This window comes from Agarivorans sp. Toyoura001, assembly GCF_005405585.1.
Taxonomy (GTDB): Bacteria; Pseudomonadota; Gammaproteobacteria; order Enterobacterales; family Celerinatantimonadaceae; genus Agarivorans.
In genome coordinates this window covers 1-11,999 of sequence record NZ_BJEQ01000017.1, presented here as the reverse complement: position 1 = coordinate 11,999, position 11,999 = coordinate 1, and the positions used below count along the sequence as shown (strand labels likewise).

At 44.2% G+C, this 11,999-nt stretch carries 14 protein-coding genes, 1 pseudogene and 1 other annotated feature (1 of these 16 running past the window's edge); of the genes and pseudogenes, 12 read left to right on the top strand and 3 right to left on the bottom strand.

Annotated features, from left to right (window positions below; translation table 11 throughout):
• Positions 1-109 (bottom strand) — a sequence feature (His leader region); it reaches 19 nt to the left of the window's first position.
• Positions 110-302: 193 nt separating this feature from the next.
• The 7 genes from FFR00_RS16945 (at position 303) to rnd (ending at position 7,350) form a co-directional block, all read left to right on the top strand.
• Positions 303-518: a hypothetical protein gene (locus FFR00_RS16945; protein WP_137674606.1), complete on the top strand. Its 216-nt coding sequence runs from the start codon at positions 303-305 to the stop codon at positions 516-518.
• Between the two features lie 67 nt (positions 519-585).
• Positions 586-2,502: an ATP-dependent DNA helicase gene (locus FFR00_RS16940; RefSeq protein ID WP_137674605.1), complete on the top strand. Its 1,917-nt coding sequence runs from the start codon at positions 586-588 to the stop codon at positions 2,500-2,502.
• The gene (gene tsaB / locus FFR00_RS16935) at positions 2,499-3,188 is read left to right on the top strand and encodes a tRNA (adenosine(37)-N6)-threonylcarbamoyltransferase complex dimerization subunit type 1 TsaB (protein WP_137674604.1); all 690 of its coding nucleotides are present in this window, start codon (positions 2,499-2,501) and stop codon (positions 3,186-3,188) included. The genes FFR00_RS16940 and tsaB overlap by 4 nt, the downstream gene beginning before the upstream one ends.
• Before the next feature lie 17 nt (positions 3,189-3,205).
• On the top strand, positions 3,206-3,469 hold the full coding sequence (locus FFR00_RS16930; protein ID WP_137674603.1) for a hypothetical protein: 264 nt from the start codon (positions 3,206-3,208) through the stop codon (positions 3,467-3,469).
• Between the two features lie 16 nt (positions 3,470-3,485).
• Complete coding sequence (locus FFR00_RS16925; protein WP_161985197.1) at positions 3,486-4,319, top strand: alpha/beta fold hydrolase; 834 nt, start codon at positions 3,486-3,488, stop codon at positions 4,317-4,319.
• 198 nt (positions 4,320-4,517) lie between these two features.
• Positions 4,518-6,179, top strand: a complete 1,662-nt coding sequence (fadD, locus tag FFR00_RS16920; RefSeq protein ID WP_137674601.1) for a long-chain-fatty-acid--CoA ligase FadD — start codon at positions 4,518-4,520, stop codon at positions 6,177-6,179.
• 49 nt (positions 6,180-6,228) lie between these two features.
• Complete coding sequence (gene rnd, locus FFR00_RS16915; protein WP_137674600.1) at positions 6,229-7,350, top strand: ribonuclease D; 1,122 nt, start codon at positions 6,229-6,231, stop codon at positions 7,348-7,350.
• On the opposite strand, the gene minE is transcribed toward rnd, so the two are convergent.
• The 3 genes from minE to minC are packed head-to-tail and all read right to left on the bottom strand — an operon-like array spanning position 7,325 to position 9,138.
• The gene (minE, locus tag FFR00_RS16910; protein ID WP_137674599.1) at positions 7,325-7,588 is read right to left on the bottom strand and encodes a cell division topological specificity factor MinE; all 264 of its coding nucleotides are present in this window, start codon (positions 7,586-7,588) and stop codon (positions 7,325-7,327) included. The genes rnd and minE overlap by 26 nt on opposite strands.
• Positions 7,589-7,590: 2 nt before the next feature.
• Positions 7,591-8,403, bottom strand: coding sequence for a septum site-determining protein MinD (gene minD, locus FFR00_RS16905; protein ID WP_137674598.1), 813 nt, complete (start codon positions 8,401-8,403; stop codon positions 7,591-7,593).
• A gap of 30 nt (positions 8,404-8,433) precedes the next feature.
• The gene (gene minC / locus FFR00_RS16900) at positions 8,434-9,138 is read right to left on the bottom strand and encodes a septum site-determining protein MinC (RefSeq protein WP_137674597.1); all 705 of its coding nucleotides are present in this window, start codon (positions 9,136-9,138) and stop codon (positions 8,434-8,436) included.
• Positions 9,139-9,250: 112 nt separating this feature from the next.
• Between minC and FFR00_RS16895 the strand changes: the two genes are divergently transcribed.
• The 5 genes and pseudogenes from FFR00_RS16895 to FFR00_RS16875 all read left to right on the top strand — a co-directional run.
• The gene (locus FFR00_RS16895) at positions 9,251-9,535 is read left to right on the top strand and encodes a YcgL domain-containing protein (RefSeq protein WP_137674596.1); all 285 of its coding nucleotides are present in this window, start codon (positions 9,251-9,253) and stop codon (positions 9,533-9,535) included.
• A gap of 12 nt (positions 9,536-9,547) precedes the next feature.
• Positions 9,548-10,513 (top strand): lytic transglycosylase domain-containing protein, encoded by a 966-nt coding sequence (locus FFR00_RS16890; protein WP_137674595.1) that lies wholly within the window; start codon positions 9,548-9,550, stop codon positions 10,511-10,513.
• Between the two features lies 1 nt (position 10,514).
• Positions 10,515-11,180: a fumarylacetoacetate hydrolase family protein gene (locus FFR00_RS16885; protein ID WP_137674594.1), complete on the top strand. Its 666-nt coding sequence runs from the start codon at positions 10,515-10,517 to the stop codon at positions 11,178-11,180.
• Positions 11,173-11,628 (top strand): YcgN family cysteine cluster protein, encoded by a 456-nt coding sequence (locus tag FFR00_RS16880; RefSeq protein WP_137674593.1) that lies wholly within the window; start codon positions 11,173-11,175, stop codon positions 11,626-11,628. Before FFR00_RS16885 ends, FFR00_RS16880 begins: the two co-directional genes overlap by 8 nt.
• A 96-nt stretch (positions 11,629-11,724) precedes the next feature.
• Positions 11,725-11,999 (top strand): annotated as a pseudogene (locus tag FFR00_RS16875) (IS3 family transposase); the annotation flags it as partial.

The window sequence follows — 11,999 nt, the reverse complement described above, 5'->3', positions numbered from 1 at the left end:
GGTAACCTTCCGGGGGTTTGCAATATTCTTATATTCTACCACCGGAAGCATCTTACAAGCTTCCAGCAGAAAACCGCCTGAAGCCTATTCTGGATGATGGTGGTGATGATGCTTCAGTTGGTTAAAAATCATTGCTACGTTCCTGTCAACGTGGTTTTTGCCTTCATGGCAATAGTGGGCATAAACTTACCAATCTAGCGCTAAATTGCAACCTTTTTTGGCTGCTTTTTACTATAAGATTAAAGTTGTTTAAATATTGACCGATAATTAACTATAGGAAGCCATAAAAAGGAGCTGTGATTGTGAGCCAAGATGCCATATTGCCAATTTTGCCGCGAGCACCTGCTAAACCCGATAGTAAGGCGCCACCGATTAAAACCACCAAGGTGGTGAAGAAAAGCAAAACCGCTGCACAAAACGACATTCAAGTGCGGCCAAAGCTAAGCGGCGAACAGCAAAACAATAAATCTCAAAAGCCTGACCCTGACGAGCAACATAATATCGACTTATTTGTGTAGCTTTGTGTTTGGTCTAGCGTGAGTCGGCTGGTATAGTTGCCGCGACTTTTGCTTGCCGGAACCAAGTTTGAAACATCAGTATTTTGCCAAAGATGGATTGTTATCAAAAGCCATAGATGGTTTTTCTCCCCGACCACAACAACACGACATGGCCACAGCGGTTGCTGCAGCTATAGAGACCAGTGGCAGTTTATTAGTTGAAGCGGGTACTGGCACCGGCAAAACCTTTGCTTACCTTGTACCAGCTATGGACAGTGGCAAAAAAATTGTTATTAGCACCGGTAGTAAAGCGTTACAAGATCAGCTGTTTACCAAAGACCTACCGCGTATGCAAAAAGCCCTCAAATACAATCAAATGATAGCGCTGCTAAAAGGGCGTTCTAACTATCTGTGTATTGAACGGCTAAACAGTTTTTCCCATTACGGTAGCGGCCAAGACCGCACTACCTTAGCTGAGCTAGTTAAAATTAAGGCATGGGCACAAGGCGAAGAAACCGGCGACATTAGCGAGCTTGGCCCAATCGCTGAACGAGCCGATGTATTCCCCTTAATTACCAGCACTAACGATAACTGCCTCGGCAGAGATTGCCCGTCTTACAAAGAATGCTATCTAGTTAAAGCCCGTAACAAGGCGATGGAAGCAGATTTAGTGGTGGTGAATCACCACCTATTTTTTGCCGACATGGTGGTAAAAGAGACTGGCTTTGGGGAGCTGATTCCCGAAGCAGATGCTTATATCTTTGACGAAGCACACCAACTACCCGATATTGCCGCGAGTTATTTTGGTCAGCACTTTTCTAGCCGACAAATACTCGATTTATGTAATGATATTGAACTGAGCTATAAAACTGAGCTTAGAGATATGGCGCAATTACAAAAAGCCTCGCAAAAGCTAGAGCGTAGAATCCGCCAATGTAGATTGGAGTTTGAAGGTCTGCGCGACCGAGGCGAGTGGCGTCCATTAGCCAAACAAAAGCGTTTTGGCGAAATGATGGAAGTGTTGCGCGAAGACATGGATTTTGTGTATCAAGTGCTTAAGTTGGCGCTATCGCGCAGTGAACTGGCCGATTCTTGCTTCGAACGTTTAGCTAAAATGCGCCTATTGTTCGATAAAGTGATGGATGTAGACAAAACCGGTTTTAGTTATTGGTACGAAACTACTCGGCAGCATTTCACTTTAAATATTACCCCCCTTAATATTGCAGAGCGTTTTAATAGTGAGGTGGAAGAACGTAATGCCGCATGGGTATTTACTTCGGCCACGTTGGCGGTAGATGGCAACTTTCAGCATTTTCAAACTCAAATGGGTTTAAAAGACGCCAGTAGCATGTTGCTCGACAGCCCTTTTGATTATCAAAAACAAGCCTTGTTATGTGTGCCTCGTTATTTACCAGAAACAAAGCAGCCAAATGCAGAACAAGTGATGCTGGATCAGCTTGCGCCTGTGATTGAGGCCAACGGTGGCCGCTGTTTCTTTTTATGTACCAGCCACCGAATGATTCAAAAAGTGGCAACAGAGTTACGCCTACGTACAGAGCTATTGGTATTGGTTCAAGGTGAAGCGGGTAAACAAGAATTACTTAACGAATTTGTAGAAGACGGAAACGCAGTGCTAGTTGCAACCAGTACCTTTTGGGAAGGAGTGGATGTGCCGGGCAAGGCGCTGTCATGTGTGATTATCGACAAACTACCCTTTGCGGCGCCAGATGATCCATTACTTAAAGCCAAAAGCGAAGACTGCCGTTTACGTGGCGGAGATCCTTTTCGTCAGGTATATTTGCCGCAAGCAGTGATTAGCCTTAAACAGGGCGTAGGGCGCTTAATTAGAACCCAAGATGATCATGGCGTAGTGATTATATGTGACAACCGTTTAGTGAATCGCGATTACGGTTCGCTATTTATTAGCAGTTTGCCCGCTATGCCACGCACTAGAGAACTCTCAAGAGTTTTAGAATTTGTTAAAAAAGACGCTGAGGAAACATGACAGCAAACATACTCGCTTTAGATACATCAACCGAAAACTGCTCTGTTGCACTGCATTGGCAGGGTGAAGTGCTGAGTAAGCAAGAATACAGTCCACGCGACCATACACTTAAAATCTTACCTTTTGTTGAGCAAATCTTGGCGGAAGCAGGAGTTAGCTTAAAGCAGCTTGATGCGATTGCGTTCGGTCGTGGACCAGGAAGTTTTACCGGGGTGCGGATTGGTGTAGCCACCGCTCAAGGGTTGGCTTTTGGTGCAGATAAACCAATGATTGCCGTTTCAACCTTACAAGCCATGGCGCAAGCCGCTTACCTTAGCAATAATAGCGAGCAGTGTTTGGCGGCTATTGATGCCCGCATGGGAGAGGTGTATTGGGGCGAGTACCATCTGCAAAACGGCTTGATGTGTTTAGTAGATGAAGAACTTGTGATTAAACCAGACCTGCTAACTGGCAATAGCCAAAGGGCAGCGGCTGTGGGCACAGGCTGGCAAACTTACCAAGAACTATTATGCGGTCAATTTTCTGGCGCAAAAGTGTTGGAATCAGTGCTTTATCCAACGGCACAAAATATGCTTAGTTATGCTCAGGTTGCCTATAATAAAGGCGAGCTGGTAAGTGCAGAAAATGCCGAACCTGTTTATTTACGCGATAAAGTCACCTGGAAGAAACTACCGGGTAGAGAGTAATTAAAGGACAATAAAACTTGAAGATTCAGGGCCTTGGCCAGCCCATACCGCAACAAACAAACGTTAAAAAGGCGACCAGCAGCACAGAGTTAAGTGTTGCTACTAAGGCGCCAAAGGGGATCGTGCCCTGGGCGGTAATGGACGAGAGCAGTGTAGAAAAACTCCGCTACGACCAAAATGTTGGCAGTGGCGGCGAAGCTGTGTCTCAATATCAAGATGTTGCTAATCAACTCAAGCGCCAACAAGTGAATGAGATGTTTGGTATCGATTTATTCGCCTAAGGCTGAACGCCCTGCAATGACTGACTTCCCGTATTTATCTCACTCTAATATCGCCTATATCGAACAAACTGCCTCTAGTGATTACTGTGTGGTGATGTTGCATGGTTGGATGGACAATGCCGCCAGTTTTACGCCTCTTCTTAAACAAATTAGCGATGTACATTGCATTGCTTTAGATTTTCCCGGTCATGGGTTGTCGGCACATCGCCAAGGTTATTACCATTTTGTAGATTATGTTGACGATGTTTACCGCGCTATTTGTGAACTAAAGGTTAACAAACCTATTATTCTTATCGGACATTCTTTAGGTGCATTGGTAGCTACTACGTATGCCGCGGCATTCCCAGAAAAACTGCTAGGCTTAGTTTGCATAGATGGACTAGGGCCTTTAAGCCTTGCCGATGAAGAAACCACAACACACCTAACTAGAGCCATTAAACAACGGCAAGCTGTAAAGCCCGCTAAGGGATTTGAAAAGCTTGAATCTGCAGTAAAATTGCGTGCGCAAACTAATGGGATTAATGAGCAAAATAGCCAACTATTAGTAGAGCGAGCAGTGATTAAGCGTGATGGCTTATGGTATTGGCGTCACGATCAAAAGTTAAAATTAAGCTCTCCTCTCCGCTTTAGCGAATCACAAGCAGAAAACATTTGTAGGGCAGTGCAACAACCTAGTTTGCTAATAGCTGCTAGCGAACACCCTTTGTTATCCACGAAATATATAAGCCATCGCCAAGCATGGTTTAAGCAGCTTAAAACCCATTTGTTAAGCGGTGGGCACCATCTTCATATGCAAAATTCGGCAGAGGTTGCTCGCTGTATAAAGGCCTACATTAAAACAATTGTTTGAACCACTTCACTATTTTCGATCTTATCCGCTACGCCCAATGTTAAAATATTGTTATTTAAAATGGCGTATGAAACAATCGTTTGAAATTTTGGAGCGAAAGCTCTAATGCCAACGATGCCGCCAAGTGCATAATAAAATTCACAATAAACTTGGTGAGCAAATTATACTTGTTGTAATTGAAATGTTTAGGAGAACTGCGTGGATAAGGTTTGGCTTAATCGATACCCTAAAGATGTTCCTGCAGAGATAGACTCAGCACGCTATCAAACATTGATAGATGTCTTTGAAGAAGGCGCTGCTAAACACGCAGACAAGGTAGCCTTTATTAACATGGGGCAGGTGATGACCTATCGCCGCCTAGAAGAACAATCACGCGCCTTTGCAGCTTATCTTCAAAATGAATTGAAGCTTAACGCAGGTGACCGCGTGGCTTTAATGATGCCTAACTTGCTGCAATATCCTATTTGTTTGTTTGGTGCTTTGCGTGCAGGGATGGTGGTAGTTAACGTAAACCCACTTTACACGCCGCGAGAATTAAAGCATCAACTTAACGACAGTGGTGCTAAAGCCATTGTGATAGTGTCTAATTTTGCGCATATTCTTGAAGAAATTGTAGAAGAAACCGGTATCGAGCATGTGGTTCTTACCCGTTTAGGCGACCAGCTTTCTGCAACCAAACGTACCTTAGTGAACTTTGTTGTAAAATACGTGAAGAAAATGGTGCCCAAATACCATCTACCTCACGCACAATCGCTCCGTTATGTTCTGTCTAAAGGACAGCATCTCCAATATGTTCGCCCAGAAATCAAAAGTGAAGATCTAGCCTTTTTGCAGTATACCGGTGGTACCACAGGTGTCGCCAAAGGTGCGATGTTGTCACATAGCAATATGGTGGCAAACTTGCTGCAAGCTTTAGGTATTGTTGGCCCATGTTTGCGCGAAGGGAAAGAAGTGGTAGTAACAGCATTGCCGCTTTACCATATCTTTGCATTAACCGCGAACTGCATGGTGTTTTTTGCCATGGGGTGCCAGAATTTATTAATCACCAATCCTCGTGATATTCCTACCTTTGTTAAAGAGCTCGCCAAGACTCCCTTTACGGCAATCACAGGGGTAAATACCTTATTCAACGCCTTGCTAAATAATGACGATTTTGCCAAGTTAGATTTCGCCCGTTTGCGTTTATCACTGGGCGGGGGCATGTCGGTGCAACGAGCAGTTGCAGAGCGCTGGCAAGAAGTCACAGGTTCGCGCCTGATAGAAGGTTATGGCTTAACAGAGTGTGCTCCACTAGTTACCGTTTGCCCTTACGATTTAGAAGCCTATAACGGAAGTATTGGCTTACCAGCGCCTTCAACGGATATTAAGTTGGTGGGCGAAGATGGCGAAGAAGTCGGCGACGGTGAATCAGGCGAAATATTAGTGAAAGGCCCACAAGTGATGCAGGGTTACTGGCAGCGACCAGAAGCGACCGAAGAATCAATGCCTGGCGGTTGGTTTGCTACAGGTGATATTGCCACAGTTGATGACCAAGGTTTCTTCCATATCGTTGACCGCAAAAAAGACATGATTTTGGTATCTGGTTTCAACGTATTCCCTAATGAAATTGAAGAGGTTATTTCGGGTAACGCTAAAGTACTAGAAGTCGCAGCAGTAGGTGTGCCTAACGAAGTAAGTGGTGAAGCGGTTAAAGTATTTATCGTTAAAAAAGATGATTCACTGAACGAGAAGCAAGTGATAGAGCACTGTCGCGAGTTTTTAACTGCCTACAAAGTGCCTAAGCTGGTGGAGTTTAGAGACGAACTACCTAAAACAAATGTGGGGAAGATCTTGCGTAGAGCCTTGCGCGAAGAGGCATAAACCGTAAAATGGTTAGCCATTAGATGCTTTCCACTAGGACGCCGCAATTTTGGCAGACGTAAACTTCGACATGATTGAAACAGAGGCGCAACTTGCGCCTCTGTTACGTTTTTTAAATGAACAAACCCCAATGGTATTAGCCATTGATACCGAGTTTGTTCGTACTCGAACCTATTATGCTCAACTGGGTTTACTACAAATTTACGATGGCCAGCAATGCTATCTAGTGGACCCACTAAAAGTGTCAATGGAACCGTTATGGCAGGCTCTTGCCCGGCATCACTGGGTCTTGCATGCGTTTAGCGAAGACTTAGAAATCATTCAACGTTTAAGTGGCAAATTTGGCGCAACCGTGTTTGATACACAAGTTGGCGCGGCTTTTCTTGGTCATGGCATTAGCTTGGGTTACCAGCGTTTTATTGCCACGGAGCTAGAGATTGAACTTGATAAGGGTGAATCTCGTACCGATTGGCTTGCACGTCCATTGCGGGCTTCGCAATTAGATTACGCTGCTTTAGACGTTATCTATTTGCTACCGGCATACCTTAAGATTAAACAGCAGCTAGAAGAAGAAGGGCGTTTTCAAGCTGCATTAGAAGAAAGCACTCGTTTAGCAGCCTTGAAAAAACGTGTGGTAAACCAAGATGAAGTTTATAAAGACATTAAAAATGCTTGGAAGTTAAACCCGCAGCAATTAGCGGTGTTACAAGTGTTGTGTCGCTGGCGAATACAGCAAGCGGCAAGTCGTGATTTAGCCATTAATAATGTGGTACACGGTGACAACTTATGGGCCTTAGCTCGCTACCAACCAAACAACATGGATGAGTTACAACGGCTTAATTTACCACCGCAAGAGTTGCGTATTCATGGTCAACGTTTGCTTAAATTAGTGAAACAGGGTCAGCAAGTTAATACAGCAGATTTCCCTAAGCCCATTAAACGTATAGTTGATTACCCAGATTACAAAAAAACCATTCAAGAGCTTAAATTGGTGGTGACTGCAGTAGCAGAAGAATCGGGTTTACCTGAAGACGTATTGGCGAGCAAGAAGGTGCTTAATCAATATATTGCGTGGAAACGTAAAGAGCACCAGCAAGCAGAAGAGTTGCCTCTACTACTTACTGGTTGGCGTAAGCCATTATTCGCTAATCACGTTGATCAGGAAGGGTAATATTTAGCTCAAGTACGCTAATGTCTTCACTCTTGTTGTCCAAGCTAACGTTAACTTGGTCTGAGTTGATGGCAACGTACTTCTTTATTACTTCTATAATATCTTGCTTCATAGCAGGCAAGTAATCTGGCCCACTGCGCTCCCCGCGTTCGTGGGCAACAATAATTTGCAGTCGTTCTTTGGCGGTTTGCGCCGTTTTAGACTGTTTTGTCGTTCGAAAGTAGTCTAAAAGAGACATCGTTATCCTCCAAATAAGCGGCTAAATAGGCCTTTCTTTTGTTCTTCTAAGAAACGAAAGTCCACACTTTCGCCAATTAATCGACTTACAGCGTCGTCGTAAGCTAAACCAGCATCACTTTCAGTGTCTAAAATTACTGGCTCACCAGAGTTAGACGCTTTAAGCACGGCCGGTGACTCAGGAATAACCCCAAGTAACGGTATCGCCAGAATATCTTGCACATCTTCTACGCTTAACATGTCACCGCGGTTAACACGCTCAGGATTGTAGCGCGTTAATAGTAGGTGCTCTTTAACCGGCTCTTTACCTTGTTCTGCGCGCTTTGACTTACTGGCAAGCATGCCAAGAATACGGTCTGAGTCACGAACTGATGATACTTCAGGGTTGGTGGTAACAATCGCTTCGTCGGCGAAGTAAAGCGCCATGATTGCGCCTGTTTCAATACCAGCAGGAGAGTCACACACAATGTAGTCGAAACCTTGCTCTGCTAAATCGTCCAATACCTTCTGCACACCTTCTTTAGTTAACGCGTCTTTATCACGTGTTTGAGAAGCGGGAAGAATGAACAAGTTGTCGGTACGTTTGTCTTTAATCAATGATTGATTAAGGTTGGCTTCACCTTTGATTACGTTCACGAAGTCATACACTACGCGACGTTCACAACCCATAATTAAATCTAGGTTACGTAAACCAATATCGAAATCGATGATTACAGTTTTAAAACCTTTAATGGCGAGGCCAGTACCAATAGCCGCGCTGGAGGTTGTTTTTCCAACACCCCCTTTTCCTGAGGTCACAACGATAATCTTAGCCATTATCTTTCCTTTATAAATTCGTTAACGAAGTTAACTTAAATTACCAAATACGATTTGCTGGTCTTCTATTTGTACACATTGCGGCGCGTCGGCATGTTCGCCAATTTGCTCATGCAACATATAAACACCAGCAATAGAAATAAGTTCTGCTTGCAAGTTCTGACAAAATATTTTGCTGTCTTTTCTGCCGCTAGCGCCTGCGATAGCACGACCCCTTAATGCACCATAAATATGAATATTACCGTCAGCAATCACTTCCGCGCCATTACCTACCGAGCCAATAATGACTAAGTCGGTATTTTGCGCGTAAACTTGTTGGCCAGAGCGAATCTGTCCGCGAACGATTTTACTTGGCACAGCCGCTGGGGTAGGGGGAGGTGTTAGCGCTTTTTCTTCTGCGGGTTTGCTGGGCTTGGCAGTTGCTTGTTGTGAGCCACTGGTCATTACGGCTAAACCTGCAGCACGGGCAGCGGTTTTTTGTTCAGAGGTACTACATCCGGTAACGCCTACTAGTACAAAGTCTTGAGCTTCTACCACTTCCTTGAGTTGGTTGAAATCAAAATCAGCGTCTACTTCGCTAATATTCACTACTATAGGAGCACAGTTAAAGAACTGAGGTGCTTGCGCCACCTTTTCCATTAACTTGTTATTTAATGATGTTAAATCATTTTTTCCTAAGTAAACCACTGAAAGGGTAAAGTTTGTCCCTTTAAACTCTATTTCCTGTCCGGACATGAACAGCTGATTCCTTTTTACATTTGTATACGAGCAATGACGCTTCACTATATATTCTGATATAGTCGCGTTTTAGCATAACCTGATCAGTGACTAGGATACTAACATTTTCATGTTCTGTGCAGTCTATAAAAGTCTCAAAAAACAGCAAACTTATCTCTATATTGAGAAGAAAGACGATTTTTCGCCAGTTCCAGCGTCCTTACTAGAGTTAATGGGGGCTAAGGAGCTGGTAATGTTGGTACCAAAACGACCAACAAAAGATTTTGCTAGTGTTGAAATAAACACCTTAGAAGCCGCGTTTAAAGAGCAAGGCTATTATTTACAACTACCACCACCTCCAGAAAACTATCTTAAGCAGCATTTAGCCGCTCAGGCTAAGGCAAAAAATGACTAAAAGGGGAAGTTAGTGAAAAAATTTATCGGTACGGTGCTATTCTCGGCTGCCTTCTCATTACACGCTGAACCGGGCTTTGATAACTACGTTGAAGAACTTAAAGTTGAAGCGGCTAGTGAAGGTATTTCACAAGCCACTATTGATGCCGCATTTACCAATGCCAAGTTTTACCCTCGCGCTGTAAAAGCAGATAAGCAACAGCCTGAATTTAAGCTAACACTAGATACCTATTTGCCACGAGCTGTGCCCGACTGGAAAGTGCAGCAAGCGCGGGCGTTATATAAGAAACACTACCCATTACTTAAAGAAATTGAAAAGAAATATAAGGTGCAGCCGCGCTTTATTATTGCTTTGTGGGGAGTGGAATCCAACTTTGGCAAGTTTACCGGTAACTACAGTGTGGTATCGGCGCTTGCCACTATGTCTTATGAAGGCCGTCGCGAAGCGTTTTTTAAGAAAGAATTAATGAATGCACTTCGTATTCTTGAAGATGGACATATTGAACCTAACAAAATGAAAGGCTCTTGGGCGGGTGCCATGGGTCAAGTGCAGTTTATGCCAAGTTCCTTTTTAGCTTACGCCCAAGACTTTGATGGCGATGGCAACAAAGATATTTGGAACAATACCGCTGATGCTTTGGCTTCTGCTGCAAACTATTTAGCGCAAAGTGGCTGGAATAATGACTTAACTTGGGGTCGCCAAGTTAAACTTCCAAACGATTATGATGCAACGCACTCAGGCTTAAAAGTTAAGAAAAGCTTAAGTGAGTGGCAAGCCATGGGCGTTCGTCGTTACGACGGCACTAACTTACCCATTCGCGATATTCAAGCCTCTATTGTGCAGCCAGACGACGCTCAAGGGCGTGCATATTTAGCTTATGATAACTACCAAGTACTGATGAAATGGAATCGCTCGCATTACTTTGTGGCCGCAGTAGGTACTTTGGCTGATCGCATCGCTTACCCACCGGTGTTTTAAGGTGTATCAGCATCTCGATGAACAAGGCCAGGCCTTACCATTTACTGCGAATAAAGCAGTCTGTGTAGGGCAAAATTACTTGGCGCACATGCAAGAGATGGGGGGCGCGCCTGCTAAACAAGCAGTGTTATTTATTAAGCCTAAAACCGCCATCACTGGTTTGGCAAACGGAGTAATGATTCCAAGCGATGTAGGTGAAGTGCATTACGAACTTGAGCTCGCCATATTGATTGCTAAGCCGCTTCGCAATGCCTCTCCTAAGGAATTGGATGATGCCGTTTGGGGATACGCCGCGGCATTAGATTTAACCTTACGCGATGTGCAGTTAGCGCTAAAACAAAGTGGTCACCCATGGGAGCGCGCTAAGGCCTTTGATAAGAGCTGTGTACTGAGTCACTTTAAGCCGATTAATAGGTTAAGTGAGTTGGCTGATGTTGAACTACGTTTTGAGCAAAATACTCAGTTAAAACAGCAGGGCACAACAAAGCAAATGATCCGCAATCTAAGCACATTGCTGTGTGAAGCTTCACGCTGTTTTACTCTAGAACCAGGAGATGTTTTGCTAACTGGCACTCCTGCTGGCGTTGGCCCCTTGAAGGCCGGCGATAAGTTAGCATTTAAGGTTGCCGATATTTCGGTAGAAACAGAGGTTGTATTGAGTGAGTGAAGTAAGATTTTGGGAAACCAAAACCTTGGCGCAAATGACTGCCCAAGAGTGGGAGTCGTTATGTGATGGATGTGGTAAATGTTGTTTATCGAAGTTGATAGATGAAGATACCGATGAGTTGTATTACACCAATATTGCTTGTGTATTGTTAAACAGTAAAAGCTGCCAGTGTAGTGATTACCCGAATCGATTTGCTAAGGTCCCTGATTGCGTAAAAATCACTTTAGATGATATTGATGCATTTCATTGGTTGCCGCCTAGTTGTGCCTATAAACGGCTAATCGAAGGGAAACCGCTGCCAGAGTGGCATCCTTTGTTAAATAAGGGCAAGGCTTCGGAAATGCACAAACGAGGCGCTTCTGTGCGAGGTAAGATTGTGTGTGAAACGCAGTTAACGGGTCCGTCTCAAGATTACATTGTGCGTTGGCCTTTAGACGAGTGTGAATAGCGTTAAATGCCAGCCATAAAAAAGCCCGCGTTAAGCGGGCTTTTTTATGTTTATCTGTCCCGTCCGGAAATAGGTTGACATAAAGAGGACTTCTTTATGACAACACCCATTAACTCAAGCCGTAAGCGCACACAACGAGATTACACCTTGGCCTTTAAATTAGGTGTCGTAGCGCGCATCGAAAAAGGCGAAATGACGTACAAACAAGCACAAGCCCGATTTGGCATTCAGGGGCGTTCAACCTTACTGGTTTGGCTCAGAAAACATGGTAGGCTTGATTGGTCAAAACCTTTTCAGCATCCCCTTATGCCTAATTCAAAAGAAACGCCAGCAGAAACCATTAAGCGCCTTGAGCGTGAGTTAGCCGAAGA

Coding starts and splice junctions, on each gene's coding strand:
- tsaB (WP_137674604.1), top strand. CDS start 2,499: ATGACAGCAAACATACTCGCTTTAGATACATCAACCGAAAACTGCTCT.
- FFR00_RS16925 (WP_161985197.1), top strand. CDS start 3,486: ATGACTGACTTCCCGTATTTATCTCACTCTAATATCGCCTATATCGAA.
- minE (WP_137674599.1), bottom strand. CDS start 7,588: ATGTCTCTTTTAGACTACTTTCGAACGACAAAACAGTCTAAAACGGCG.
- minD (WP_137674598.1), bottom strand. CDS start 8,403: ATGGCTAAGATTATCGTTGTGACCTCAGGAAAAGGGGGTGTTGGAAAA.
- minC (WP_137674597.1), bottom strand. CDS start 9,138: ATGTCCGGACAGGAAATAGAGTTTAAAGGGACAAACTTTACCCTTTCA.
- FFR00_RS16895 (WP_137674596.1), top strand. CDS start 9,251: ATGTTCTGTGCAGTCTATAAAAGTCTCAAAAAACAGCAAACTTATCTC.